The organism is Treponema denticola ATCC 35405 (assembly GCF_000008185.1).
In the GTDB taxonomy this organism is placed as follows: Bacteria; Spirochaetota; Spirochaetia; order Treponematales; family Treponemataceae; genus Treponema_B; species Treponema_B denticola.
This window is the reverse complement of the sequence record NC_002967.9, coordinates 505908-531219: the sequence shown is the minus strand read 5'-3', so window position 1 is coordinate 531219 and position 25312 is coordinate 505908. Positions and strand designations below refer to the sequence as shown.

The window sequence follows — 25312 nt, the reverse complement described above, 5'->3', positions numbered from 1 at the left end:
TCAAAATCGCAGCTAAAATTGCTCTTTATGCGTTTTTTAATTTTTCCCAAAGTTCTGAAATCTTTTCGATGATTATTTCCTTTTCTACCTTGCCAGAAATATAGGCATCGGAAAGTTTTTTTAGCTCAGGTAAATCTTCTTTAAAGATTTCAAACTTTGACAGAGGCAGGGCCTTTGCATCATACTCAATGCAAAGGCTTCCTGTCCTCTCATTCCTTTCAATTTTGCTGACAGCCTTATGAGAAGAGGCGGCCTTTTCAAAAGCTTCAAAAATATCCTTATCTTTTATCATCTCGCCCCTGAGCCTTATATGCCCGGGAAAAAAACTTGAAACAGTCATTACTTTCTCCGGCCTCCAATTAAATAGATTCGGCAAGGGGCTGCTCATAGCTTCTCATTGCAGACATACCTATGGCAACCGTCGAACCGTTATGGACTAAGGCCGCTGTAGCCGGAGGAATTGAGCCCGCAAGTTCCCCTGCAATAAGGGCTGAGTTAATGCCGATAATCGCCTTATTGTTTACATTGATTCTTTTGATCAAGCCCGTTGCTATACGCCTTAAAATGGGTAGGGCCCTTAGGCCGTCATCCGGCAAAAGAATATCGGCGGTTTCTCCTGCTATCGAAGAAGCCTGTCCCATCGCAATTCCTACATCCGCTTCCGACAGAGCAGGGGAATCATTTATCCCGTCGCCTATCATGACGATTTTTTTACCCTCCGCTTTTAACTCTTTAATAAAATCGGCCTTTGTATCGGGAAGAGCTTGAGCATGATAACGGTCGATACCCGTCTTTTCGGCTATACTGCGTGCGGTTTGGGGGCCGTCCCCTGTCAGCATAATTATGTTTTTTATTCCCAGTTTGTGAAGCTCTGAAACAACTTCTTTTGCCTCAGAGCGAACAGGATCTTCTATCGCAATGATACCGGCAAGTTCTTTTCCTATCGATAAATATAACTGGGAACAGCCGCTCTTCGACAAATCTTCAATGGCTTTTTCGGCCTCTTCAGTTTTTGGAATACCCTCATCATCGAATATAAAATGAGCACTTCCTATACGCAGCTCCTCTCCTTTTAAGGTAGAAGCAAGGCCATGGGCTAAAATATAGGAAACTTTTGTATGTTCTTCTCTGTGTTTAATTCCCCTGTTTTCGGCTTCCCGTACAACGGCCCTTGCAAGTGAATGTGGAAAATGCTCTTCAAGACAGGCCGCTATTTTTAATACGGCTTTTTCCGGCCTGCCGCCGAAGGTAATTATCTTTTTAACAGAGGGCTGGGATTCCGTAAGAGTTCCCGTCTTATCGAATACGATTGTATCCGCCCGGGCAAAGTCTTCTAAAAACTTTCCGCCCTTTACGGTAATACCGTGCTCGGCACAGTTTTTCATGGCTGAGAGCACGCAGACAGGGGCTGATAACTTCATCGCACAAGAATAGTCGACAAGAAGAGTCGAGGCAGCCTTTGCAAAGTTACGGGTAAAGGCGTAGGTCAAGCCTGCAAGTAAAAAGTTATAAAAAACAAGTTTATCCGCAGTCCTTTCGGATTTGATTTGTGAAGCCGCCTTTAAAGATTGAGAGCGGTCAATCATATCGGCTATCTTGCTCACTCTGGTTTCCCGTCCGCAGGCCTTTACGCATACATGGATTTCCCCCTCTTCAACGACGGTAGAAGCAAAAACAGTATCTCCCGAAACCTTGTGCACGGGAAGGCCTTCTCCCGTCATTGAAGCCTGATTAACGGAAGCCTCGCCCGATACGACTGTTCCATCTGCAGGAATAACCGACCCTATCCTAAGAATAACCGTATCTCCGGCTTGAAGAAGATTGGCGGAAATTTCAGTTTCATTTCCGTCTTTTAGAACATGAACCGTTTCTTTTGTATTTAAAAAACTGCGGGTTAAATTTTCATAGGACTTCCGGCGGGTATAGTCTTCCAAGATTTCACCCATTTCAAGCATCATTGCGATGGTTCCGGCTGTGTTTAGGTCTCCCGTCGCATAAGAAAGAGAAAGAGCTGTTGCATCTAAGGTTTCGGCACAAAAAGGCCGGCCTCCTTTCAATGCTCTCATTCCGCCTTTTACGCGGGGCATAATTGAAAAGAGAGCCAGTATTCTACGGACAGGAATAGGTAAGAGTCTGCGGATAAAAAACTCTGCAAGCAGCATCCCCAGAGAAACCGTTAAGCTTTCGCTCACTATAGGTTCCTCTACATTTTCTAACAGTTCTTCGTTTTCAAGGTAAGAAGAATTTAGAGCTTTTATATAAGAAAGAGCTTCGTCTTCGCTTATCCCCGAATATTCAATTAAGATACTTCCTGAAACAGGATTTACACTTATCGATCTTATGCCTTCTTGCAAAGACACAAGAGTCTCTACAAGAACGGCTTGTTTGCGGCTTAAACCTCTCCGGCTATATCTTAAACGCAAACGCCCAGGGAGGCGGTGAGCAATATAAAAATTCATAAAGATTTTATTGGTAAGAGATCAAATTATTTTGCTTCTGCGGCTTCTTTATTATATGCCGCTTCTGCCATTATATCTTGAGCGTCTTCTTTTACGGTTTCAACAAAGGCGGCTGCATCGTCTTTTAATTTTAAGCCGGCCCCAACTACCTTGGCACAAGCCTTTTTAAAATTAGCGTTTCTGGCTAAAAGAACTGCGGCTCCGCCTGCAACAACACCGAGTGCAAATGCTCCCCATCTGGTCATATATACCTCCAATAATCCTATCTTTGTAGGGCGTATTTTATCATTTTTTTATTATAGTTACAAGCAGTATCAATTTTTTAAAAAGCTTGACATTCCTCCAATACTTGTATAAATTATGCTTTTAAGGAATTATTGAAATGAAAAATAGCATATCAGTTTTTTTACTTGTTGTTGCAGCCCTTGTTTTACTGGCAGGCTGCCAGCAAAAGGCGAACAAGAAAGACGGGGGCAACCAGCAAGGGGGCCTAAATCCGCCTAGCCCCGGCACACCAACTTTTACCGTAACATTTGATGTGCAAGGCCGCGGAAAAACACCGGCGGCTTTAACCGTACCGAAAGACAGCTTATTGACTGCAGCTCAAACCCCGCCTCTCGAATTTTCGGGCTGGGAATTCGGCGGATGGTATAAAGATGCTTTTAAGACCCACGAGTGGAACAATGCTTCCGACACAGTTACCGAAAACACAACGCTGTATGCCAGATGGACACATACATACCCCCCCGCTGTACAGGATTTATGGCAAAGCAAAACCGACCGTCCTGAGGATTTTTACCGCATACCCGCCCTTGCAGTAACAAAGGATGGAACCCTGCTTGCCGTAACCGATTTGCGCTATAAAAATAACAGCGATTTAGGAAATAACCACCGGATTGACTTATTAATTAAACGCTCGGAAGATAACGGTAAAGCATGGTCGGAAGCTGTCAACATTACAAAAACTTTACCTACCGATCAAACCGGCTACGGAGACGCTGCCATCGTTGCCGACCGCGAATCGGACGATGTGCTTATATTGTGTGTGCACGGTAACGTAACGTATCAAGCCGGAAATGCTTCGAATCATCTGAAGGTTATTCAATTTGTATCTCACGACGGGGGCAAAACCTTTCCGGAAAAAAAAGATATTTCCAATACCATTTTCGGGTTTAATCACTCGTGGTTCAGTCTGTTTTTCGGTTCGGGCAGAATTATGCAGTCGCGCTATATTAAAGCCGGCAGCCATTACCGCATTTACTCGGCTCTGTTAAGCAAACGTTTTATCCACAGCAATGACCACCATGACAATGCCGTCGTATATTCCGACGACTTCGGTTCTACGTGGCATGTTTTGGGAGATGCGTCTACTTCTCCCATTCCTGACGGAAATGAGGCAAAGGTGGAAGAACTGCCGGACGGCAGCGTTATACTTTCCAGCCGTAACGGTACTGCAAACGGTAGATTGATAAATATTTTTACGTATAGCGATCCCGATACGGGTGCGGGAAGTTGGAGCTCAAAACAATTTTTGAATCTCGGAAGCGGAAGCGGCACAAACGGGGAAATTCTTATCTTAAAGGCTCGTAAAACCGATACAAAAGACCCGGTTTATCTTGCCTTCCAATCACTTCCCGACGGTCCGGGACGTTCAAAGGTTACCATTCATTGGCGCGAGCTGACTAACAATACGATAACTGCACATGATTTTGTTTCGGCTGCCACATGGAACAGCCACAGTTACGTGGTGCAAACCGGAGACAGCGCCTATTCGACTATGGATGTACAACGTGACGGCGGTATCGGCTTTTTATACGAAAGAAATACACGCGGGCTTGAGTACGACATAGCCTACAAAAACCTGCCTATCGATGTCATCACAAACGGCGCTTATGAGGCTATTTTCCTCGGTACGGGTTCCGTGCAGTGCCCCTACACCGATTTGGAAGGCAAGCCCGTTGATCCAAGCGTAAAAGAATATTACAAAAACGAAAAACTGCACTGGAAAGAATAACTGCCGGATGGTTTTAACGGGGTATCCCCCCGCTGAAGAATGTACGCCGCACATGATGTGCAGTGGTTATCTAGTATGAGCACTTTGAACTTACCGAATTTCTCGACTAAATTTTGATAATATTACCGTCTATTCACTCTCTTTTTCAAAAAGTTTAGGAGCCTTCTCCTCAGCGATTATCGCATCGAATTCTTCGTTTTCTATGGTTTCCTTTTCTAAAAGGGTTGTTGCTATCTTTTCCAAAAGATGCTTTTTTTCGTTCAGCATTTTTATAACACCCTCATAGCGGGTATTGATTATCTTTGCGATTTCTTCATCGATGTATTGCTGGGTTGTTTCGGCATATTCACGCACCAACCTAGGTTCATTATCGCCAAGATATCCGGCACCACGCTTGCTCAAGGCTACGTTTTTAAATTTAGAGCTCATACCGTAATCGGTTATAAGGCTTCGGGCAATATCGGTGGCACGGGTTAAATCGTTTGCAGCTCCGGTAGAAACCATATTGAATTTTACCTGTTCTGCGGCTCGGCCTCCTAAAAGAACATCTATCTCGGCCAAAAGCTGTTTTTCGGTAACGATATGTTTATCGTCTTCGGGAATATGGAAGGTATAGCCCAAAGTCGAGGTTCCGCGGGGAACTATGGTTACCTTATGGACCTTATCGGCTCCATCGGTAAAGCTGCCTACGATGGCATGACCTGTTTCATGATAGGCTATTACTTTTCTTTCTTCTTCACGAATTACGCGGGATTTTTTCTGTAAGCCTATCATTGCCTTTTCAACAGCTTCATCCAAGTCAGTCATAATGACGGTCTTTCTTTTACTTCTGACAGCCAAAAGAGCGGCCTCATTTATAATATTTGCAAGGTCGGCACCTGAACAGCCGGCTGTAATGCGGGCTATCGAAGCCAAATCGGCCGAAGCATCGAGTTTTACATTTTCTGCATGAAGCTTGAGAATCTGCTCTCTTCCCTTTACATCGGGGCGGTCAACCACAACCTGCCTGTCAAAGCGGCCGGGTCTTAACAAGGCCGGATCCAAAACATCAGGGCGGTTGGTGGCAGCCAAAAGAATCAAGCCCGTCTTATTGTCAAAGCCGTCCATTTCAACCAAAAGCTGGTTCAAAGTTTGTTCCCGCTCATCATTTGAGCTGTAAGAATTATGACGCGATTTTCCGATAGCATCCAATTCGTCTATAAAGATAATACAGGGAGCTTTTTCACGGGCCTGCCTGAATAGGTCACGCACACGGGAAGCTCCTACGCCGACAAACATTTCGACAAAGTCCGAGCCGCTTATTCTAAAGAAGGGAACCCCTGCTTCACCTGCAACGGCTCGCGCAAGAAGGGTTTTTCCCGTTCCGGGAGGGCCTACCAAAAGAACACCTCGCGGAATCTTTCCGCCTATTTCGGTATATTTTTGAGGATATTTTAAGAAGTCTACAACTTCCATTAATTCTTCTTTAGCTTCATCGACGCCTGCGACGTCCTTAAAGCGGGTTTCAACCTTTCCCTCGTCTATTGCAGCACTTCTGGCCTGCCCGGGAGAAAAAATACTTCCGCCCAAACCGCCCATCCCCTTGGTCATCCGTCTCATGATGGCACGCCAAACAAGGAATATCAAAAGGAAGGGAAGTACCCACTGTAAAAGAAGCTCAACAATATAGCTTCTTTCCTTAGGCTTTACATGATAAACCACATGATGGTCATCTAAAAGCTGTAAAAACTCCGAGGTGTATATCCCGACTGTTACATATTCATTAGTATTTTTTTGTACCGACAAAAATGAAAATAAAGAGGTATTTGAAGAATCATCATCCTGTATGCTGGTATAACCGGTAAAATAAACAGGACCGAGAACAACCTTTTTTATCTGTCCCGTTGTAATTCTATCCTTAAATTCCGAAAAAGGAATCAGGGCGGAACTATTGAGCACCATTAACTGATTAATTAAGATAAAAATGATAACTACAAGCGGCGCTAAAAGCCATAAAGAAAAAAACGGCTTCTTGGGTGATTTTTTATCGTCTCCATCGGAATCCGGCCCGAAATTAAAAAAGTTAAAGGGATCGTTTTGGTTTTTATCGTCATTATCTTTACTCATACATTCTCCAATAATATCTCTAATTTATTTTACTATAATACATAAAAAATAAGAAAAAGTCGATAGGAAGGCAAATTTATATTTTAATTAAGGAAAACGTTTTTATAGAAAAATACCCTCAAGCCGGATTTTTTTTTCGACGTTGAGGATATTTTTAAATAATTTGTTCATTTTTTACCTCTTGTAAAAATTATTTAACTAAGGAAGAAAAATTCCCCCTTTTCATAATTATTGTACGAAAAGTTTGCAATAAATAGCAAAATTCTATTGATTTCAAACTCAATTAGAGAATTGACCTTTCTTCTGTTTTAATCTCGACTTAAAGAATAAAATAGAAACTTTTTAATAATGCCGGATTCCAAAGGGCGGCAAGCCCTTTGGCAGCGCGAGTACAACCAGCGTAGCTTCGAGGTAAAAGAGAGGGGGTTATAGGGGGAGAGAAAACCCTGCTCTGACTTGAAAAGCCCGTAAGGGAACGGGGTGTTCTCTCCCCCTAAACCATTGTATTGACAAAAAGATAAGACGGCTATATAATTAACAAATTTTGTCGAGGGAGCCCCATTATGAAAAAAAAAGAAAAAAAACGCATATTTTCCATAAATAACTTTTATAAACATCCCGTATCAATGCTTATAACAATTCTTGCAATAACCTTGTTTTTCGCTCTTCAAATAATAAGATTAAATTTTGATAATAACAACTTCCGTTTTATTCCTAAAAATGATCCTTCCAGAATCAGTGCAAAAAAAATTGCCGACATTTTCGGAGAAGATGTACCGATTTTGATAGGTATAGAACGCCGTTTTTCTACCATTATAGACAAAGAATTTTTAGATGAAGTGAAACAACTGGATGAAAAACTAAAAGAAATCGACTTGGTAAAAAACACGACTTTGATAACAAATACAACTCATATAGACATAGGCGAAGAGGGAATTGTAAGCGAGCCCATTATTCCGCCGGACTTTTCGGGCACTGAAGAAGAAATTAAGGCCGTTAAACATAAGCTTCGCAACTGGGATATGTATGAACGGAGCCTTGTTTCCGAAGATTTACATGCAACCCAAATCTTTGTTTTTCTTAATGTAACGAATGAAGAAAGCGGTTCTCCCGAAACCATTGCGGCCTGCCGTAAAATTATGAAACTGACAGAATCTTGGAATTTTCCCGATTCTAAAATTTACCTGACGGGAACACCCATTTTTAACGAGATAGTAAATGAAGCAACTGCCCATGACTTAAGCTTTTTAGTTCCTCTGGTTATCATTGTCGTTTTAGGCGTCTTATTTCTTTCTTTTAAAAGGTTTACCGGTGTATTTTTACCTCTTTTGACGGTTATATGCTCCGTAATCTGGTCACTTGGAGCAATGGCTCTTTTTAACGTTCCCTTGTCGATTCTTTCTACAATTTTACCGATTATTTTAATTGCAGTCGGTTCGGCATACGGCATCCATGTTATCAACCACTATTATGATGAGGTCGTACAAGATGATTCCATCTCAAAGGAAGAACATAAAGAACAGGTTGTTAAGGCCTTAAGCGAGGTTATAAGGCCGGTTTTTTTGGCTGCTCTCACAACCTTCGCAGGCTTTGTTTCTTTTTGTTTTACCTCCGTCGTCCCCATCTTCGAATTCGGTATCTTTTCGAGCTTCGGTGTTGCTGCAGCATTTTTAATATCCATAACCTTAATTCCAGGAATATTGATATTAAGAGGGCCTAAAAAACCGTCAATGCGTTGGGCATCAAAAAAAGATAACACCAGCCGCTTGGATCGCGGCATTGCAAGTACCTTTGTAATCATTGCAGAACATTCCCGCTCGGTAATTCTTTTTGTCGGCCTCATAGTAGTTTTTTCCGTATTAGGAGTAAAAAAACTCGTTATCGATAATGTTTTAATGGAATACTTTGATAAAGATGTTGCAGTAATTCAATCCGATAGTTTTATGCGTAAACACTTCGGCGGTTCAAAAGTGCTTGAAATGGTAATTAAAGCTAAAGACGGTTCCGATATTTTACGTCCGGATATTTTAAAAGCTATCGATGATCTTTCTTCTTTTTTGGAAGAAGAAATCGAAGATGTAGGCAAGGTTACCTCCATTGTTCCCCTAATTAAGCGTTTAAATCAGGTGTATAATGCCGATGAATCCCCTGAAGAAATTTCTAAAGGAAGTCAAGGAGCCGGCGAAGATATAAATGAAACAGAACCTTCAGACGATTTCGGAGACTTCGGAAATTTTGAAGAAGAATCAGATGACGCCGATATTCAACTTGCAAAAAACACCTCTAAACCTAAAAAGCAATACAGCCAAGAAGAAATTATGGCTATACTGAACGAAGCTGCGGAGGAAAGAACCAAAAAAAATCTTTCTGCAGAAAAGCTCGTTTACGAATTCGGGAAAAAGGTAAACTACAAAGGACTTGCCTACTATGAAATTCCAACCGATCCTAAAAAATACGGCAGAAATTCTCAAGAAGAACTTTCGGCCATAATGCAAAACTATCTTATCCTTTTAGGAAAAAATACTGAAGGCTTTTTAGATAATAATACAAATCCCAAAACATTAAAAGTGAATATTCAGCTCCGCACCGTCGGACAACAGGATACGGACAAGGTTCTGGAAGAAATTAACGAATTTGTACGCCTTAGATTCCCCAAGGATGTAATCGCTGAAACAGGCGGTTTTGTATTGGTCGAAAAGACCTTGAACAAACTCGTAGTAGAATCTCAATTGATTTCAGTTGGAGTTTCTCTTCTTATAGTATTTTTGATTCTTTCCGTCTATTATAAATCAGCCTTTGCAGGCCTTTTTGGAATTATTCCGCTGGCACTTTCTATCCTGATTAATTTCGGCATAATGGGCAGATTGGGTATAAAGCTCAACATAGGAACTGCAATGGTTGCAAGTTTTGCAATAGGAATAGGAGTTGATTATACAATCCATCTTTTGGCAGCCTATCATAAATGCTTTTTAAAAACAAAGGGCAGCGGCCAATTTTTGTATCTAACCTTCTTGGGCTCGGGAAAGGCTATTTTATTCAATGCCGTATCCGTAGGAGCAGGTTTTGCAGTTTTAATGTTCTCAAAATTTAACATGCTTTCAGAGCTGGGCTTTTTAATTGCCCTGATAATGATAACCAGCTCTCTAGGCAGCTTGACTATTCTTCCGGTTTTATTAAATTTAATGAAACCAAAGTTTATAAGAAAACTTTTACCTGTAGATATAAAGGAAGTCAAAAACGAACATCCTTTTAATGAAGTAAAAGATACGGAGGAAGTATGAAAAAATTTACTTTAAGTTTAATTTTTGCTATCGGATTTTGCAGTTTAATCTTTGCCCAAAGTGCAGAAGAAATTGTAGCTAAAACAAAGACAAAAAACACGGCATCTTCACTTGGCTCGGAATCAAGTTTGGATATGCAGTCAGGCGGAAAAACCCTTTCAACATTAGAGATTAGACAATATTCTTCTTTAGACAAAAACGGTTTACAGAGAATGTTTGTCGAAATAAAGAATCCCCCGTCTTATAAGGGCTCAAGATTTTTAATGATTGAAAAAGCCGACGGCTCCACGGACCAGAAAATGTATTTGGCCCAAACAAAAAAGGTGCAAAAAATATCGGCCCAAGGAAGTGCCGATGAGCCATTTATGGGTTCGGACTTTTCAAATAACGATATTTCGTTTATGGAACGGGACACAAAGCTTGATAATTTTAAAATTTTAGGTGAAGAAGAATATGATGGGAAACCCGTCTATCTTATAGAATCTACACCCAAGGATAAAAATTATACATATTCAAAAACCATAATGCGGATCACAAAGGATAAAAACCTTTTACTCAAGGCCGAATTTTATCAAGGTTCCCAGCTTGTAAAGATTCTTGAGCTTTACGATTATAAGGAAGTAAACGGAATAATGACAGCCCATAAAACAAAACTGTCCACCGTCAAAACAAATACTTCAACCATAATCACAATAAAAAGAATAGAATACGGTATGAAGATACCCGATTATATTTTTACACAAAAATACTTGGAAACAGGCAAAAAATAAATTATTTAGAAATTAAGGGAGACCTTAAACTCAAATTTAGTTAAGGTCTCCTATAAGGTATTTTACAAAATGAAAAAGTTTTTTTTTACGTTAGTTTTTATCCTTTCTATAAGTTCCTTGATTTTTAGCGAAGATGACAGCTTAGGAGATTTCGGTTTTGATGATGAAGAAAACGGAACCGAATCAAGCGTATTCAGCATAGATTTCGGCGGTGCTTTTTATGCGGGCACAGAGGTCTTCTTTGATGCCTTTAAAAAGCCTGAAAACTTTAAACCACCCTTCCCTCTTTGGGGCAGCCTCCATTTAGAAGCAAAGTCGCCCCTTGCCGAAGCCTACGCCTCGGTAAACTTAAACGCCAAAACTATTGCGGCCGGAATGGGTGAAACAGCCGAATTCTTTCCCGGTCCTCTTTTCCCTAAATGGATTGACGAAACCTATGTACAAGCCCTCACAGGCCCTGTAGTTTTCGGCGGAGGAATAAAAAAAATAAACTGGGGGCGGGCTAATTTTTTCAGTGTTTTGGATATTGTAAACCCCAAGGACTACGGCAAGCCCTATGAATTCTATCCCGAAAAAATTAAAAAAGCTTCTCCGATTTTTTTTCTTTCGGCCTATCTGCCAAAAGAAATGAAGCTTGAGCTTGTATATCTTCCGGTTTTTGAAGCCGATGAATTTGCTCTCGACGGGCGATGGGAAAAAAACACCTTTGCAAACATTACTCGATCTCTACCCTCTTCTGCGGATAAAGAAGCCTTATTTGAAGCAAAGAAAAAACTTTTTTCACAACAGGCCCCAAAGGCAAACACCTTTGATTATGCCCAAGGAGGCTTGCGTTATAGTCTGACAATAGATGGTAAACACGACCTAGGCTTTCAGTATTTTACGGGCTTTTTACATGAGCCTAATTTTAAATCGGACTATAAACCTTCCGCTCATACCGAAGCGGAATTTACACAAGTCTTCGATAAGGCAGAACTTACATACAACCGCTATCATCAAATCGGAGCCGACTACGAGGCGATGTTCGGGCAGTTTACAGTACAGGCCGAATTTGCCGCAAACATAACCGCTGACTTAAAAGGAAACAATCCCGATATATACAACCCGAACCTTGCATGGAATTTAGGCCTTTTATACGCTCTTCCTAAAAATATAAGCTTGAGACTTCAAGCTGCCGAAACCGTAAGGCTTTTAAATTCGGGAATAAATCAAGATAAACTCAACCTCGACACGGAAAAAGGAAACCCTATAACAGATACCCGCCTCCTTTTCTCCATCTCTCAAACCTTGGTACGAGGCTCCCTTGAATGGAAGCTCAACGCCATCGTAGGAATAGAAGATGCGGACTTTATGATAAACCCCGAGCTTTCGTGGCTTATAGGCACAATCGACTTCGATCTAGGCCTCGGCCTTTTCGGCGGCAAAAAAAGCGGTAAATTAGGCCGGTACCAAAACAATCATTTTATAAAAATGAGCATCGGCTATGAGTTTTAGAAAATTTTATAAATTGTAGTATTTTATCTGGAAATATGTTAAAATGATTTTATGGGAGGTGTGATAAACAGTTCGGCAGAAATTCTGCCTCGCTGTTTGTCTTCGAGTTTTGTGCTTTGCACAAAACATCGTGTTATTATGGGAGTAAACTATGCCATATATCGCTTTGGAAAAAAAGATAAATAACTTAACTTTAGAACAACAACAGTCTGTTTATGATTATGTAAATTTCCTTTTATATCAAAATACAGCTGCAAAAAATCAAAAAAATATACGCAGAAAACCCGGAGGCCTTGAAGGTAAATTCTATATGGCGGAAGATTTTGATAAAACTCCGGAATGTTTTAAGGACTATGTTTGATGTACCTGCTGGATACGCATACATTGCTATGGTTTTTAAGAGATTCTCCACAACTATCAAAAAAAGCTTTAGAGATAATTACTACAGAAAATAAAGTTTATGTCAGTATTGCCTCATTATGGGAAATAGCAATAAAAAAAAGTATAGGTAAACTTGAATTTGAACACTCTATAGAAAAAATCGCTGAATTATGCCATGAGAAGGATATTTTAATATTACAAATTCAACCCAAATACTTTGATAAAGTAATAAAGCTGCCAAATATTCATAACGATCCTTTTGATCGCTTGATTATTTCACAGGCAATAATTGAAAATTTGGTAATTATTACAAAAGATACAATCATTCCTAAATATAGTGTAAAAACTATTTGGTAACTAAAAATATTTAATAGCTTGCTTCACCTTGCTTTATCCTATTATTTTTTGTATATTTTGTGAAGTATTTATTAAGATAATCGGAGGTCATTATGTTAGTTAAAGAAGAAATAGAAAAAGGCATCGCTCTGGTAAGGCCTTATTTACAGGCTGACGGCGGAGATATAGAGCTTGATTCGGTTGATGAAGCCGGAAAAGTTTATGTTAAATTAAAGGGAGCCTGCGGCTCATGTCCTATGGCTATCTACACTCTTAAAATGGGTGTTGAAGAACAGCTTAAGGACATGTTCCCCGAAGTTACCGAGGTAGTCGCAGTTTAAAATTTTAGAGCGGTTAAGCTATTATTGCCTCTAAGGCAATTTCCATCATGGTTTTAAAGGTAGTTTGCCGCTCTTCGGCACTTGTCTGCTCCTGTGTAACTATATTATCCGAAATGGTAAGAACGGCAAGGGCTTGGCGCTTATACTTTGCAGCCAGAGTATAAAGCTCTGCAGCTTCCATTTCAACAGCTAAAACCCCGTAAGCGGCCCACATCTTCCATGTTTCAAGGTCATCATAAAAAACATCAGAGCTGGCAATCGAGCCTACTAAGGGTTTAATTCCCATTTTTTGAGCATGATCATAGGCATTTTTTAGCAAGCTCCAATCGGCGGTAGGAGCATAATGACAACCCCTAAAACGGTGCGTGTTAATACCCGAATCGGTAGAGGCCGCCATAGCTAAAACTACATCCCGCAAGCCCATATCCTTTTGCAAGGCTCCGGCCGTTCCGATACGGATAGCCCTTTGTACGCCGTACTCGTTAAACAGCTCATTTGCATAGATCGAAAAAGAAGGCTGCCCCATTCCGGTTCCCTGAACCGAAACCCTTACACCCTTGTAGGTTCCCGTAAAGCCCAACATACCTCTAACCTTGTTATAACATTGGGGATTTTCCAAAAAATTGTTTGCAACAAATTCCGCCCGTAAAGGATCCCCCGGTAAAAGAATTTTATCGGCAATTTCTCCTTGTTTTGCAGCTATATGAACACTCATCTTTACCTCCAATATATCTACGATAATATAAGTATACCCTATTCAAAACTAAAGTGCAAGACAACGCTTGGATTTAAAAAGCTCTCATGGATACCTCTTTTATTAAAAAAATATTACAAAATTGATTTCCGTGTTGAGGCAATGCGCAGACTTGACAACTTACAAAGTGATTGCTAGAATAATAAGTAGGAACTAAAAACTTCAGTTTTTAGAAATGCCCATATATTAATATAGGAGGTGTTTTTATGAGTTTGATGGATTATTTTGCAATTCATGTTGTTCCGAAACTGTATAGAGGAAAAGGAGCTTTTCATCCTGCGGAAACCGGAAAATTGACGGAAACGGTAAGTTGCGTAAGAGAGTACGATGTTAATATCTTTTTTATCCGCAAAGGTAACACTCTGATCGCAATAGATTCCGGGTACAAAAATCATCATGCTCTCTTGCCGGGGTGTAAAAAAATCGAAATCGATCCTAAAGCGGTTCAGGCGCTGTTTCTTACACATGCAGATCCGGATCATGCAGGCGGCTTGGATATTCGTTGTGAGAATTGTTTTATTAACGCTGAAATTTATCTAGGCGAAATTGAAGAAAATTATCTGACAAATACCATATATCGTAAAAAAATCGGCCCGTTCGGATTAAAAAATTCCGTGAAAATAAAAGACAATTATCACCTTCTTAAAGACGGCCAATCCGTTTCCGTCGGTGATTTGACAATTCAGCCGTTTTTAGTTCCCGGTCATACTCTCGGGCACTTAATGTATTTAATCGACAACGAACTGCTTTTTACGGGAGACTCCATTGCACTGAATCAAGAAGGCGGATGGTGTTTTTTTGATCTGTTCAACTACAACAGTGAAATGAATATTAAATCCTTGAAAACATTAAAGGAAAAACTGGATTTAAATAGAATTAAGTATGTATTTACTTCACATAACGGATTTACGGATAAAGCGAAGGAGGCCTTTGCGCATGTCGATGTTATTCCGAAATGGAATGAAAAAGGATTTATATTTGACAAAACGGCCCCTTATGATTGTTTTGCCGATTAACAATATTTTTCGTAAAAGTGCTTGACATTTATTTTAAAATTAAGTATATTACCTTCACACACAGAAGATACACACTATTATTCTATTCACAAGCAGCCCTTTCTCCTCCTTTTCGGGCTGCTTTCTTTTTATAAAAACGAATATTCCTAAGCTCAAAAGTTAAAGATAAAAATATTGACAAAAAAAAATCTTTTAGGTATACTTTCACCGGAAGTCGGAGAAACAAGGAGGGCATATGCAAAAAATTAAAGCTTTTTTTCATCAACAAAATCTAAGACGAAGAGCGGCAAGATTGGCAGGACGAATCGAAATTGTTCTATCTTTTGCAATGCTTATTGGAATTTTAATTCTTTCAATTGAAATCTTCTTTGACTTAAAAGAAATGATTTTCGCATTTATTTACGACAAAAAAGTTCCTTCTTTCTCCGAATTCTTATCATTGATATTTTCTCTTGTAATCGGTCTTGAATTTGTAAACATGCTTATAAAACATACACCGGGAAGTGCTCTTGAGGTTGTGCTTTATACTATTGCGAGAAAGATTATTGCCGATCACGGAAGTATGCTTGATGCACTTTTAGGTGTTGTAGCCATTGCAGCCTTATTTGCCGTAAAAAAATACCTAAACGAAGGCGGAGAGTACGGAGCCGGAAATGAATGTGATTATATCGTAAACGGCGGAACGAGTATCCATGAGATAAATCACAGGCTGGATTCGGATTTTGATGAGGCATACGGAAACACGGTTGCAGGTTATTTATTTAACTATCTTAAACAACAAGGCCGCTCACCTCACCTCGGATTGGAAGCCGACATAGGAGAATATAAATTCATAATCCACGAAATGGATAATGACTTAATAAGGTATATTAAAATTCTTCCTATAAATGAACATAAAAATTAAGTTTTGATTGAGTCCGGCTATTTATGAGAGCAGACCTCCATCAAACAGGGTAAGCCTTCAAGCTAATTATTCGGGTTCAAATAAATTACTTCGGATTCATGCAAGTGAGGAAATGAGACCTGTTTACGGTCGTTCGTATGACCATTGAACAATATGGTGATACTGTCATTGGATGTAATAAATACAACATGAGATTCTTTTATAAGACAGATAAAACCGCCCTCACTTGCAGCAGAATAATTTGTTGAATAAAATATTTTTTTTTGCTGCATATAGTCGGTTATTCCGCTGCTGGTATATCGGGGACTTCCTGTCCTGATCCAAATCATACTTTCAGGATACCAAGCAGCTGTCGGCGAAATTCCGCCTGCATAGATACACTGAGAAACATAGTTTGCACAATCATTATCATATGTCTTGTATTCGGGATTCCAAACCGAAATATCACTCGACATATTTAAGGGATTAGACGTGTATTTATTTGCATAGATGACGGCAGCTGCATTATTGTAATCAATCTTTTTTGAATTTGTATTAACGTGATATTTTATAAAATCAAAACCGTTTTGCATAAGAACCTCAGGCTCCGGAGGTTTTAAAGAAAAAGCATCTATTTTTGTAAGATAGGTTGCTATTTCAATTTTTATATTTTCAAAGTTATCTTTTTCGGTAAATGTGATCTTAAAAATATTGTTTTCAATTTGAGTTTTACCTATATACTTTTTTAATTCCGTAGTTCTTTTGTTGTATTGATTCAAAGCTTTTTTATTATCTTTAAAATATTCAACAGCCTTTTTCATTCCGGCAACAAAGGGAAGTTGATAAACCGAATTAAACTTCAACTTTTTTTCTATCGAAACAAAATAAAATCTTTCATTTGAACCATAGGATTCATCATCAGGTATATAATCATAAACGGAAATGTCCGAAATATCATAATATTCCGAGTATAAACTATCGGCATATTTTTTAAAAAAAATCTCTTCTTTTGAATTTTCCTGTTTAGGTTTTGACTTTATGCTTACATCATGTTTACTTAAACCTGATTTTCCTTCTTTAAATTCTTTTATTATAGGATACAGTTTAAAAATTACAACTATCCAAAGTAAAATTATAAAGAGAACAAAAATAAGTTTCGCTTTTTTTACTTTTTTTTCCATGAAAGAAAACTAAATTACTCTTCTTCTTTTTTATCAAGTACCTGAAATGTTTTCATAGAGGCATCGAGCATTTCCACAATTTCCGGCTCTACATCATGGGACAAGGTAGCAGCACAGATATAAAGAATATTGTTGTGCTTAAACAAATAAAAATAATGTTTTGCAATGCCTTCCCCTTCAGGCAGTTCTATAATTATTTTTCGGGATTCCAAATTATAATTATTTTCAAATTTTTCTTGCGTTATTACTGTATAAGCGGAGGCAGAGTCATCGGGCTCTTTTTGACCGGATAAATACTCACTGACTACTTCCTCCATTGAACCGGAAACTTCTTCGGAAACAAAAATCATATTTTGATTTTGCCCCTTTACCGAATCGCCGTATATTATCTTATATTTCAGCCCCGGATAAGTCATTGTTTCCCAACCGTCAGGCATTTCAAAGGTAAAATCCTTAAAGTCATCCATATAATAATCTTGAGATGACAGATAAGAAATCAGTATAAAAATAAAAGAAAGTATCGATAATTTTTTTTTCATAAAACGGCTCCTAATATAAAACCAACCTTAAAAACTATACAAAAGATGAGGAAAAATGTCAAGGTTTATCTTTAACCGTTTAAATAACACGGTTAAAAAATACAGCCCGGTTTTAAAATGATACCCTACTTTAACTTATCCCTGCTTTGCGGTATAATTGCACCCGTTCTAAACATTTATGGAGGTTTTTATGGATATTTTAGATAAACTGAGGGGCGGCGTCATTATGGACGTAACCAACCCTGAACAGGCCAAGATTGCAGAAAATGCGGGAGCCGTTGCAGTCATGGCCCTCGAAAGAATTCCGGCCGATATAAGAGCTGCAGGCGGGGTCTCAAGAATGAGCGATCCTAAGATGATTAAAGAAATCATAAAGGCCGTAAAAATTCCCGTTATGGCAAAGGTCAGAATCGGCCACTTTGTAGAAGCTTCAATTTTGGAAGCCATCGGTATCGATTTTATTGATGAGTCCGAAGTTCTGTCTCCTGCAGACGAGGTTTACCATGTAGATAAAAACAAATTTAAGGTGCCCTTTGTATGCGGCGCCCGAAATTTGGGAGAGGCATTAAGGAGAATTCAAGAAGGCGCAAAGATGATCCGCACAAAGGGTGAAGCCGGAACCGGAGACGTTATTCAGGCTGTAAAACACATGCGCCAAATCCAAAGCGAAATGAGGCAGCTGACATGCCTTCGCGAAGATGAACTCTATGTCGCAGCAAAGAATTTTCAAGTACCTTATGCCCTTGTAGAATATGTGCATAAGCACGGGAAGCTCCCCGTTCCGAACTTTTCGGCAGGAGGAGTTGCAACCCCGGCAGACGCAGCCTTGATGGTTCACCTCGGTGCTGACGGCGTTTTTGTTGGAAGCGGTATTTTTAAATCAGGCGATCCTGCAAAAAGAGCTGCCGCCATCGTAAAGGCCGTAAAGAATTACGATAATCCTGCAATCTTAGCAGAGGTTTCAGAAAACCTCGGCCCTGCCATGGTTGGAATCAACGAAGAAGAAATAAAAGTTATAATGAGCGAAAGAGGCGTGTAAGCCGCTTTTCTCAATCTTAAACAAAAAAGAGGTGTTTTATCGAGCTTCTAGACTCATTAAAACACCTCTTTTCGTTTTACACCTATCTTTATAAGATACGGACGCCTGCAGCACTTTTAAATTCAAAAAATTCGGGACTGCCTCCGGTTTTTTCAAAATACCTTTTATGTACCTCAAGATAAAATTCGTCAAGAGCATCTTTTTTTACCAAGGCCAGAATATAGCAGCCTTCGGTATTTCCGACTAACTTTGCTCCTCGGCATCCTCTTTGAATAATGGCAGTTTCAAAAAGAATATTTTGTTCGGTACTCATAAGCTCAAAATCATCTCTCATCGAAATATGGGATTCACAAAGGAGTTTCCCCAAAAGATCCATGTCTCCCTTCTCTAAAGCCATTACCGCCTTGGAGGTTCTTGCGTTTTCGGTAATGCAGTGCTTTACCCTCCGCATAATTGTCTTATCCAAAAAACTAGGTTGATAGTACGTATAATCAGCCTCGGTTATTTCGCAAAGATGATCCAAGTCTAATTTGTTTTGTAAAATACGCAAGCCCTCTTCACACTCCATGTAGCGGATATTGGAAGAAGCTCTATAAGCTTCACTATTTGAGCGGGTACCTATTATTACTATTCCATATTCTCTTAAATTTAAGGGCAGACTTAAAAAAGAAAGATCCCTAGAGTCAAACAAATTAAGAGAATCTTGTTTTGCCGAAAAGGAAGATATTTGATTTGACAGCCCTCTCTTTGTGTTTAAGATTTCATGTTCGGCTTCCAGACAGAGCGAGGCTATAACTTTAAAGTTCTCTTTAAGTTTAAATATAGATAAAAGCCCGGTACAAAAGCCCGCTTCAAAGGCCGGTAAGGAGGTTTGCCCTGTTTTAAAGCGTAACTTATCGAAGACCATTATATCAAAACCGCTTAAAGGATTTTCAAAATGCTTATTAATTTTTTGTGCCGTTAAAAGAATAATATTGAATATGGAGCTTGCAAAACCTTCTTTCCTGCTGTCCGGATTTTGATTTTTTCCGGCTTGCCCGCTTATAAGGCCTTCAAATTTTTTATTTAAAACCAAATCCGTCAAAGAAATTTTATCCGAGCTGTTTTTTCTAATAAAAAAATAAATAGATTTATCGCAGCATAAATTTAAAACATTTCCGCCGTTATAATCCAGCTCTTCGCCCATGAGGGTCAAACTAAGAGGAGAGGCTATTAAAATTCCTTCTTCCGGCGAAGCGTCATAAACCTCATCAAAAAGTTTTTTAAGTTCAAGTTTTAATTCGGCTTCGTCCATGTTTTCCAAATTTTTTATATCCGCATTAAAGTTCATACAACACCTCTATTCATTATCGGCAGGCAGCTTATTAAAACAAAAGCCATTGTCTTTTTTTAAAAAAAATATTATTCTCATATCCATGGCAAACCCCAAACTTTTTAGAACAATCGACAGGGCTGTTTTTGATTATAAGATGATAGAAGAAGGAGACCGAATTTTACTTGCTGCTTCAGGCGGAAAAGATTCTACGGCCTTAGCCGAGTATTTTTCAATGCGCTTAAAACGCCCCTCACCTAGATTTGAAGTTCATGCTATGCACATAGCAACCGATGTAGCCCCGCCCCTTTCTCCTGATTTAATAAAAATGTTTGAAAACTGGAATATTCCGCTCACAATAAAAACCGTTTCCGTCTTGGGAAGATTAAAACCTAATGAAAAGATGAATTGCTGGTGGTGCTCAACTCAAAGGCGAACCGAGCTAAATAAATTTGCTATGGAGGAAGGCTTTAATAAGATAGCCTTGGGTCATCACTTGGATGATATTTTGGAAACCCTTTTGATGAATTCCTTAGAAAAGGGAATATTGTCTACAATGCCCCCCGTCTTAAAATTCGAAAAATATCCCGTTACGATGATAAGGCCGCTTTGCCTTGCAGACCTCCCCATGATTATCCGCCATTCGGAGCAGGCCGGCTATATATGCTCGACCTGCACCTGCAACTTTCAAGAAAACTCCGCCCGCAAAACAGCCCGCTCAAGACTCGACCGCCTGACAGGCGGCTCCTACAAGCTCAAGATAAACCTTTTTAATTCTCTAAAGAATATCTTGCCTGAATATCTGCCGTGAAATAATTTACACTTGTAAAAATATCCCGCCTATGATAAACTTATAATCATGGAATATATCATTAAAATAAACTGGGACAATGAAGCCGGGGTATGGATAGCAACAAGCGATGATATAAGAGGCCTTGTTCTTGAAAGCGGTTCTATTGATGCCCTTATGGAAAGAGTACGATACGCCGTGCCTGATCTGCTCCAAGAGAATAATCAGATTCCTCACAATCAAACCACATTGCACTTTTGTGCCGAAAAATCCGAACGGATGTATGCATAATGGCACAGTATGAAAAAATTGTGAGAGAAATATTGCGTAAAAACGGGTGTGCTTTTGTAAGGCACGGCAAGGGCGATCATGACATTTGGTATAGTCCAATAAACGATTGCCGTTTTACCGTTGATTCCAAAATAAAATCACGGCATACCGCTAATGCTATCATGAAGCAAAGCGGTATAGCCCATAAGTTTTAGTCTTTATGTAAAGTTACCTTATATCTTCTCTTAATAAGGGCATGCTCATACAACGGGGGCCGCCGCGGCCGCGGGAAAGTTCACCGCAGGGCATTTCGAGGACTTTTAAGCCCTTCTTGTTTAAGATTTCGTTTGTAACATCGTTTCTTTCATAAACGACTATTGTGCCCGGGCTTATGCAGAGGGTATTGGAGCCGTCATTCCACTGTTCGCGTTCAGCTGCAATCTTGTCGCCTCCGGCACATTGGATGAGTTCAATCTTTCCGGCTCCCGTATATTTTTCAAGAACCTTTTCCAAGGTAGAATCAATCTGCTTTACATTGAGTTCTCCCTTTTTTGTTCCTCGTGTAATTTCAAAGACTCTTAAAGGCCCTAGAATTCCGGGGTGAATGGTAAACTTGTCAAAGTCTATTTGAGTAAAGACCGTGTCCAAGTGCATAAAGGCCCTGATTGCAGGAATCTGAAAGGCAAGGACGGTTTTTATAGGAGATGTTTCATTATCAAAGATATTGTTTGCTATAGAATCGATAGCGTTGGCAGATGTCCTCTGTGAAAGACCTATCGCCAAAACATCTTTACCGATATTTAAGATATCTCCGCCCTCAATGCTGGGAGCATCATAGCGGTTGTAAAATCTGTTTACCTTTCCGGCATATTCGGGATGGTGATCAAAGATGTATTCTCCGTAAATAGTTTCACGGCATCTTGTTACCGAGTACATTTTATTTAAGCTGACCCCGTTTCCTATACATGCAAAGGGGTCGCGGGTAAAGTAGAGGTTGGGCATAGGGTTTATTACCATAGAGCCCGAATCTAAAACATAGTGCGAAAGCGAATGTGTATTCTTAAAAGGTATCTCGTTTGCGTTTACACCTTCCATTGTTTTTAGGATAAGCTCTTTCGGATCCTTGATTGCATTAAGAAAATCATAGATCATTTTTTGATAATATTCGGAATAGATGTCAGCTTCGTTAATATACTGCTTTATAAATTTTTCGCGGATTTCCGCACTTTGAGAAACAGCCTCAGCCGCCAAGTCTTCAAGATATACAACCTCAACTCCGTTTTTTGATAGAATATCGGCAAAAGCATCGTGTTCTTTTTGGGCCATTTTTAAAAACGGAATATCGTCAAACAATAGTTCGTCAAGTTTATCGGGGGTAAGATTTAAAAGTTCCTTTCCGGGGCGGTGCAGGAGCACCTTTTTTAGTTTTCCTATTTCGCTTGTAACATTTATGACAGCCATGCAATTCTCCTAAAGTTTAATAATCCGGATGATTGTACAGGATAAAGACAAAGAATTCAATAGGGAAGATTCAGATACCTAAGGTCGAATTGTCATGCGTACTTTACACTTAAGCCTTTGTCAATTTCGAGACTTTATGCTATAATATTAAACATAAAAAAGGGAGAAACCTTATGAATTATTTTTACCTATTATTTTTACTTCTTGTATTTCCCTTAGTTTTGCTGCTAAGGGCTCTCACATTTAAACCTAAAAAACCGAATAAACTTATCGTAGAAAATGTCGATATGGATTTTGATAAGGCCATAAGCCGGTTTTCAGGGATGATAAAGATTCCTACGGTATCTCACGCCGATGTCAGTCTTGAAGACCCGTCAGTTTTTAAGAAATTCCAAGACTATTTAAACGATGCCTACCCTCTTGTTACAAAAACCTGCCCGCGCCGAATCTTAGGACCTAAAGGACTCCTTTATCATTGGAAGGGCAAGAGCTCCGAAAAGGCTTCGGTTTTTATGGCCCATTATGATGTAGTCCCCGTAAATCGGGAGGGCTGGAGCCGAGATCCCTTCGGGGCTGAAATTATAGATAATGTACTCTGGGGACGCGGCACCTTGGATACTAAGTGTACCCTTTGCGGCGTAATGGAAGCTGCCGAGTATCTTCTTTCAAAGGGTTTTGTACCCGAACATGATATCTATCTTTCTTTTTCGGGGGATGAAGAACCGCACGGCCCAAGCTGCCCTGCAATAGTCGAAGAGCTTAAAAAAGAAAATATAAATGTGGAGTTCGTTCTTGACGAGGGAGGGGCCGTAGTTGAAGGCGTCTTCCCCGGCATCAAAGAAAGGTTTGCCGTAATAGGTATAGGAGAAAAGGGACAGATGGATGTGGAGCTTTCGATGGAAAGTAAGGGCGGACATGCTTCAACACCTCCTAAACACACGATTGTAGGTAAATTAGCTCAAGCCGTCTGCAATATCGAAAACAATCCTCTCCCCATGCATGTAACACCTCCGGTTTCGGCTATGTTCGATGTTCTCGGCCGTCATGCAGGCCTTGGAATGAGATTAGTCTTTGCAAACCTAAAAGTTTTTTATCCCCTATTTAACATGCTTACCAAAAAAACAGGCGGAGAATTAAACGCCATGCTCCGCACCACAACGGCTGTAACAAAGATGTCCGGCTCCGATGCCTTTAATGTTATCCCGCCTAAAGCCAGCATAGGAATTAATATCCGCTATTTAGCCGAAGACGGAAGAGAGAACATTATTTCTCATTTTAAAAGAGTGATAAAAAATGAGGATGTAAAAATTGAAGTCAAATACGATGAAGAACCCAGCCGTTATTCAAAAATAGATAGCCCCGAATTCGAGCTTTTAAGCGATGCAATCAGACAAACTTGGGAAAAGACATTAGTAACTCCCTATCTGATGATGGCCTGTTCGGATTCCCGCCATTACTCAAAAATATCGGATAAGGTTTATAGGTTTTCTGCGATGCACCTAACAAAAGAAGAAAGAGGCTTAATTCACGGCAATGACGAAAGAATACGCTTGAATGAGTTTAAACGCACTCTCGCATTTTTTGTACGAATAATGAATAAATTTTAACTTGACTGTAGACAAAAATAGTAGTATCTTTAATATATTATACATATATAAGGCGGTAAATATTATGAACGAAAAAATTACAAAGGCTTTAAACGAGCAGATTAACAAGGAAATGGAATCGGCTTATTTATATTTAGGAATGGCTGTACATTTTGAAACTGAGGCTCTTACAGGTTTTGCCCATTGGATGCAGGAGCAAGCTAAGGAAGAAATGGAACATGCTCTTAAGATATACAGATACTTGTTTGAGATAGGAGCAAAGCCTGTTTTGGGAGCCATCGGTGCCCAAAGTACCGAATACGGAAAACCCATCGATGTAATCAAAAAGGTTTTAGAACACGAAAAACTTGTAACCGCTTCTATCACAAGCCTTTACGAGTTGGCTCTAACCGAAAAAGATTATAAAACTCAAAGCTTCTTAACTTGGTTTATCAATGAACAGGTTGAAGAAGAGGCCAATGTTACGGCTATCTTGGATAAGTTTAAATACATCGATAACAATACAGGTCTTATGATTTTGGATAAGGAACTAGGCAAAAGAGCTTAAATTTAAAGACGTAAAAAAAACGGCCCTTGGAGGCCGTTTTTTTTCTAACAATTTACTTGCCGGTAACTATTGCTATACCGCTGCTAGCTCCTATCCTTGAACAGCCCAAACCGATATAGGTTTCCGCATCTTCACGGGTGCGCACCCCGCCGGAAGCTTTTATCTTCGTATCTTTTTTTAAGTATTTTTTAAATAGTTTTATATCTTCAACCGAAGCCCCGCGGGAGCCGTAGCCTGTCGAGGTCTTTATAAAATCCGCCCCGGCCTTTTCGATAATTGCACAAATATCCGCAATATTTTTTTCTTCAAGATAACAGGTTTCGACAATTACTTTAAGAAGAACATTCTTTTCATGGCAGGCCTTTGTTATGGCACTCACTTCATTTTGAGTATATTCCAAATCTCCTTCTAAAAGTTTCCCTACATTTATAACCATGTCTATCTCTTCAGCACCGGCTTCAATTGCCTTTTTAGCCTCTTCTACTTTTACCTCCGTTGAAGATGCCCCAAAGGGAAAAGAAATAACGCTGCAGACCTTTACATCGGAACCTTTCAGCTCCTTTCTCACCAATGAAACATTGCAAGGATTTACACAAACGGAAGCAAAATGATACTCTTTTGCTTCATTACAAATTTTGATTATATCCTTTTCGGAAGCTGTCGGTTTAAGAAGGGTATGATCTATATATTTATTTAATTCCATATTTAAACTCCTCATTTAAAAATAATAT

The 25312-nt window shown here is 39.5% G+C and carries 25 protein-coding genes; 15 read left to right on the top strand and 10 right to left on the bottom strand.

All coding sequences use genetic code 11. From position 1 onward, the window contains the following. Positions 1-25: 25 nt before the first annotated feature. Genes TDE_RS02290 through TDE_RS02280 form a run of 3 tightly spaced genes read right to left on the bottom strand, consistent with a single transcriptional unit; the run spans position 26 to position 2704 of the window. Positions 26-340: a hypothetical protein gene (locus tag TDE_RS02290; RefSeq protein ID WP_002681569.1), complete on the bottom strand. Its 315-nt coding sequence runs from the start codon at positions 338-340 to the stop codon at positions 26-28. Between the two features lie 19 nt (positions 341-359). After that, positions 360-2459 carry a heavy metal translocating P-type ATPase gene (locus TDE_RS02285; protein ID WP_002681568.1) on the bottom strand — a complete coding sequence of 700 codons (2100 nt, stop codon included), beginning with the start codon at positions 2457-2459 and terminating at the stop codon, positions 360-362. A 26-nt stretch (positions 2460-2485) separates the two neighbouring features. Next, the gene (locus tag TDE_RS02280; protein WP_002665998.1) at positions 2486-2704 is read right to left on the bottom strand and encodes a DUF6110 family protein; all 219 of its coding nucleotides are present in this window, start codon (positions 2702-2704) and stop codon (positions 2486-2488) included. Between the two features lie 137 nt (positions 2705-2841). Between TDE_RS02280 and TDE_RS02275 the strand changes: the two genes are divergently transcribed. Beyond that, the gene (locus TDE_RS02275) at positions 2842-4473 is read left to right on the top strand and encodes an InlB B-repeat-containing protein (protein WP_002681567.1); all 1632 of its coding nucleotides are present in this window, start codon (positions 2842-2844) and stop codon (positions 4471-4473) included. A 129-nt stretch (positions 4474-4602) separates the two neighbouring features. On the opposite strand, the gene ftsH is transcribed toward TDE_RS02275, so the two are convergent. Then, positions 4603-6579: an ATP-dependent zinc metalloprotease FtsH gene (gene ftsH / locus TDE_RS02270; RefSeq protein WP_002666001.1), complete on the bottom strand. Its 1977-nt coding sequence runs from the start codon at positions 6577-6579 to the stop codon at positions 4603-4605. A gap of 563 nt (positions 6580-7142) precedes the next feature. Here ftsH and TDE_RS02265 point away from each other — a divergent pair. The 6 genes from TDE_RS02265 to TDE_RS02240 all read left to right on the top strand — a co-directional run bounded on the left by TDE_RS02265 (position 7143) and on the right by TDE_RS02240 (position 13182). Continuing rightward, positions 7143-9860, top strand: a complete 2718-nt coding sequence (locus tag TDE_RS02265; protein ID WP_010956752.1) for an efflux RND transporter permease subunit — start codon at positions 7143-7145, stop codon at positions 9858-9860. After that, positions 9857-10630, top strand: coding sequence for an outer membrane lipoprotein-sorting protein (locus TDE_RS02260; protein ID WP_002681563.1), 774 nt, complete (start codon positions 9857-9859; stop codon positions 10628-10630). The genes TDE_RS02265 and TDE_RS02260 overlap by 4 nt, the downstream gene beginning before the upstream one ends. Positions 10631-10699: 69 nt before the next feature. Next, on the top strand, positions 10700-12124 hold the full coding sequence (locus tag TDE_RS02255) for a hypothetical protein (protein ID WP_002681562.1): 1425 nt from the start codon (positions 10700-10702) through the stop codon (positions 12122-12124). A gap of 151 nt (positions 12125-12275) precedes the next feature. Next, positions 12276-12485 (top strand): DUF2281 domain-containing protein, encoded by a 210-nt coding sequence (locus tag TDE_RS02250; protein WP_002672644.1) that lies wholly within the window; start codon positions 12276-12278, stop codon positions 12483-12485. Further along, positions 12485-12862, top strand: a complete 378-nt coding sequence (locus TDE_RS02245) for a type II toxin-antitoxin system VapC family toxin (RefSeq protein WP_002681559.1) — start codon at positions 12485-12487, stop codon at positions 12860-12862. Before TDE_RS02250 ends, TDE_RS02245 begins: the two co-directional genes overlap by 1 nt. 92 nt (positions 12863-12954) lie before the next feature. Continuing rightward, entirely contained in the window at positions 12955-13182 is a 228-nt protein-coding gene (locus tag TDE_RS02240) for a NifU family protein (RefSeq protein WP_002681558.1), read from the top strand. 13 nt (positions 13183-13195) lie between these two features. Here the strand turns inward: TDE_RS02240 and deoD are convergent, their stop codons facing one another. After that, complete coding sequence (gene deoD, locus TDE_RS02235) at positions 13196-13897, bottom strand: purine-nucleoside phosphorylase (RefSeq protein WP_002681557.1); 702 nt, start codon at positions 13895-13897, stop codon at positions 13196-13198. 245 nt (positions 13898-14142) lie between these two features. Between deoD and TDE_RS02230 the strand changes: the two genes are divergently transcribed. Both TDE_RS02230 and TDE_RS02225 read left to right on the top strand, forming a co-directional pair. After that, positions 14143-14952: an MBL fold metallo-hydrolase gene (locus TDE_RS02230; RefSeq protein ID WP_002681556.1), complete on the top strand. Its 810-nt coding sequence runs from the start codon at positions 14143-14145 to the stop codon at positions 14950-14952. A 235-nt stretch (positions 14953-15187) separates the two neighbouring features. Beyond that, positions 15188-15856, top strand: coding sequence for a transporter associated domain-containing protein (locus tag TDE_RS02225; protein WP_002676815.1), 669 nt, complete (start codon positions 15188-15190; stop codon positions 15854-15856). A 62-nt stretch (positions 15857-15918) separates the two neighbouring features. Here the strand turns inward: TDE_RS02225 and TDE_RS02220 are convergent, their stop codons facing one another. Both TDE_RS02220 and TDE_RS02215 read right to left on the bottom strand, forming a co-directional pair. Further along, the gene (locus TDE_RS02220; protein ID WP_164920590.1) at positions 15919-17016 is read right to left on the bottom strand and encodes an amidase domain-containing protein; all 1098 of its coding nucleotides are present in this window, start codon (positions 17014-17016) and stop codon (positions 15919-15921) included. 14 nt (positions 17017-17030) lie between these two features. Then, positions 17031-17555 (bottom strand): PsbP-related protein, encoded by a 525-nt coding sequence (locus TDE_RS02215; RefSeq protein ID WP_002681554.1) that lies wholly within the window; start codon positions 17553-17555, stop codon positions 17031-17033. A 190-nt stretch (positions 17556-17745) separates the two neighbouring features. Here TDE_RS02215 and pdxS point away from each other — a divergent pair, with 190 nt between their 5' ends. Then, positions 17746-18594 (top strand): pyridoxal 5'-phosphate synthase lyase subunit PdxS, encoded by an 849-nt coding sequence (pdxS, locus tag TDE_RS02210; protein WP_002666038.1) that lies wholly within the window; start codon positions 17746-17748, stop codon positions 18592-18594. 88 nt (positions 18595-18682) lie between these two features. On the opposite strand, the gene TDE_RS02205 is transcribed toward pdxS, so the two are convergent. Then, positions 18683-19924: a galactokinase gene (locus tag TDE_RS02205; protein WP_002681553.1), complete on the bottom strand. Its 1242-nt coding sequence runs from the start codon at positions 19922-19924 to the stop codon at positions 18683-18685. Positions 19925-20009: 85 nt separating this feature from the next. Between TDE_RS02205 and TDE_RS02200 the strand changes: the two genes are divergently transcribed. Genes TDE_RS02200 through TDE_RS02190 form a run of 3 tightly spaced genes read left to right on the top strand, consistent with a single transcriptional unit; the run spans position 20010 to position 21181 of the window. Beyond that, positions 20010-20717 (top strand): tRNA 2-thiocytidine biosynthesis TtcA family protein, encoded by a 708-nt coding sequence (locus TDE_RS02200; protein WP_002666040.1) that lies wholly within the window; start codon positions 20010-20012, stop codon positions 20715-20717. 48 nt (positions 20718-20765) lie between these two features. Continuing rightward, positions 20766-20987 carry a DUF1902 domain-containing protein gene (locus tag TDE_RS02195; RefSeq protein WP_002666045.1) on the top strand — a complete coding sequence of 74 codons (222 nt, stop codon included), beginning with the start codon at positions 20766-20768 and terminating at the stop codon, positions 20985-20987. Next, positions 20987-21181, top strand: a complete 195-nt coding sequence (locus TDE_RS02190) for a type II toxin-antitoxin system HicA family toxin (RefSeq protein WP_002681551.1) — start codon at positions 20987-20989, stop codon at positions 21179-21181. The genes TDE_RS02195 and TDE_RS02190 overlap by 1 nt, the downstream gene beginning before the upstream one ends. Before the next feature lie 13 nt (positions 21182-21194). On the opposite strand, the gene arcA is transcribed toward TDE_RS02190, so the two are convergent. Next, positions 21195-22427, bottom strand: coding sequence for an arginine deiminase (gene arcA / locus TDE_RS02185; protein WP_002681549.1), 1233 nt, complete (start codon positions 22425-22427; stop codon positions 21195-21197). A gap of 173 nt (positions 22428-22600) precedes the next feature. Here arcA and TDE_RS02180 point away from each other — a divergent pair, with 173 nt between their 5' ends. Both TDE_RS02180 and TDE_RS02175 read left to right on the top strand, forming a co-directional pair. After that, entirely contained in the window at positions 22601-24034 is a 1434-nt protein-coding gene (locus TDE_RS02180; protein ID WP_002681540.1) for a M20 family peptidase, read from the top strand. A 64-nt stretch (positions 24035-24098) separates the two neighbouring features. Beyond that, positions 24099-24581, top strand: a complete 483-nt coding sequence (locus tag TDE_RS02175; protein WP_002681538.1) for a ferritin — start codon at positions 24099-24101, stop codon at positions 24579-24581. A gap of 52 nt (positions 24582-24633) precedes the next feature. Here the strand turns inward: TDE_RS02175 and deoC are convergent, their stop codons facing one another. Beyond that, positions 24634-25284, bottom strand: a complete 651-nt coding sequence (gene deoC / locus TDE_RS02170) for a deoxyribose-phosphate aldolase (protein ID WP_002672661.1) — start codon at positions 25282-25284, stop codon at positions 24634-24636. Between the last annotated feature and the right edge of the window lie 28 nt (positions 25285-25312).

What these genes read in the sequence shown, in the direction of transcription:
- TDE_RS02215 (WP_002681554.1), bottom strand. Translation starts at nt 17,555, where the DNA reads ATGAAAAAAAAATTATCGATACTTTCTTTTATTTTTATACTGATTTCT.
- TDE_RS02225 (WP_002676815.1), top strand. Translation starts at nt 15,188, where the DNA reads ATGCAAAAAATTAAAGCTTTTTTTCATCAACAAAATCTAAGACGAAGA.
- TDE_RS02195 (WP_002666045.1), top strand. Translation starts at nt 20,766, where the DNA reads ATGGAATATATCATTAAAATAAACTGGGACAATGAAGCCGGGGTATGG.
- TDE_RS02180 (WP_002681540.1), top strand. Translation starts at nt 22,601, where the DNA reads ATGAATTATTTTTACCTATTATTTTTACTTCTTGTATTTCCCTTAGTT.
- TDE_RS02245 (WP_002681559.1), top strand. Translation starts at nt 12,485, where the DNA reads ATGTACCTGCTGGATACGCATACATTGCTATGGTTTTTAAGAGATTCT.
- TDE_RS02275 (WP_002681567.1), top strand. Translation starts at nt 2,842, where the DNA reads ATGAAAAATAGCATATCAGTTTTTTTACTTGTTGTTGCAGCCCTTGTT.
- TDE_RS02280 (WP_002665998.1), bottom strand. Translation starts at nt 2,704, where the DNA reads ATGACCAGATGGGGAGCATTTGCACTCGGTGTTGTTGCAGGCGGAGCC.
- TDE_RS02200 (WP_002666040.1), top strand. Translation starts at nt 20,010, where the DNA reads ATGGCAAACCCCAAACTTTTTAGAACAATCGACAGGGCTGTTTTTGAT.
- TDE_RS02285 (WP_002681568.1), bottom strand. Translation starts at nt 2,459, where the DNA reads ATGAATTTTTATATTGCTCACCGCCTCCCTGGGCGTTTGCGTTTAAGA.
- arcA (WP_002681549.1), bottom strand. Translation starts at nt 22,427, where the DNA reads ATGGCTGTCATAAATGTTACAAGCGAAATAGGAAAACTAAAAAAGGTG.
- deoD (WP_002681557.1), bottom strand. Translation starts at nt 13,897, where the DNA reads ATGAGTGTTCATATAGCTGCAAAACAAGGAGAAATTGCCGATAAAATT.
- TDE_RS02175 (WP_002681538.1), top strand. Translation starts at nt 24,099, where the DNA reads ATGAACGAAAAAATTACAAAGGCTTTAAACGAGCAGATTAACAAGGAA.
- TDE_RS02230 (WP_002681556.1), top strand. Translation starts at nt 14,143, where the DNA reads ATGAGTTTGATGGATTATTTTGCAATTCATGTTGTTCCGAAACTGTAT.
- ftsH (WP_002666001.1), bottom strand. Translation starts at nt 6,579, where the DNA reads ATGAGTAAAGATAATGACGATAAAAACCAAAACGATCCCTTTAACTTT.
- TDE_RS02205 (WP_002681553.1), bottom strand. Translation starts at nt 19,924, where the DNA reads ATGAACTTTAATGCGGATATAAAAAATTTGGAAAACATGGACGAAGCC.
- TDE_RS02190 (WP_002681551.1), top strand. Translation starts at nt 20,987, where the DNA reads ATGGCACAGTATGAAAAAATTGTGAGAGAAATATTGCGTAAAAACGGG.
- deoC (WP_002672661.1), bottom strand. Translation starts at nt 25,284, where the DNA reads ATGGAATTAAATAAATATATAGATCATACCCTTCTTAAACCGACAGCT.
- TDE_RS02265 (WP_010956752.1), top strand. Translation starts at nt 7,143, where the DNA reads ATGAAAAAAAAAGAAAAAAAACGCATATTTTCCATAAATAACTTTTAT.
- TDE_RS02290 (WP_002681569.1), bottom strand. Translation starts at nt 340, where the DNA reads ATGACTGTTTCAAGTTTTTTTCCCGGGCATATAAGGCTCAGGGGCGAG.
- TDE_RS02255 (WP_002681562.1), top strand. Translation starts at nt 10,700, where the DNA reads ATGAAAAAGTTTTTTTTTACGTTAGTTTTTATCCTTTCTATAAGTTCC.
- TDE_RS02220 (WP_164920590.1), bottom strand. Translation starts at nt 17,016, where the DNA reads ATGGAAAAAAAAGTAAAAAAAGCGAAACTTATTTTTGTTCTCTTTATA.
- TDE_RS02250 (WP_002672644.1), top strand. Translation starts at nt 12,276, where the DNA reads ATGCCATATATCGCTTTGGAAAAAAAGATAAATAACTTAACTTTAGAA.
- TDE_RS02260 (WP_002681563.1), top strand. Translation starts at nt 9,857, where the DNA reads ATGAAAAAATTTACTTTAAGTTTAATTTTTGCTATCGGATTTTGCAGT.
- TDE_RS02240 (WP_002681558.1), top strand. Translation starts at nt 12,955, where the DNA reads ATGTTAGTTAAAGAAGAAATAGAAAAAGGCATCGCTCTGGTAAGGCCT.
- pdxS (WP_002666038.1), top strand. Translation starts at nt 17,746, where the DNA reads ATGGATATTTTAGATAAACTGAGGGGCGGCGTCATTATGGACGTAACC.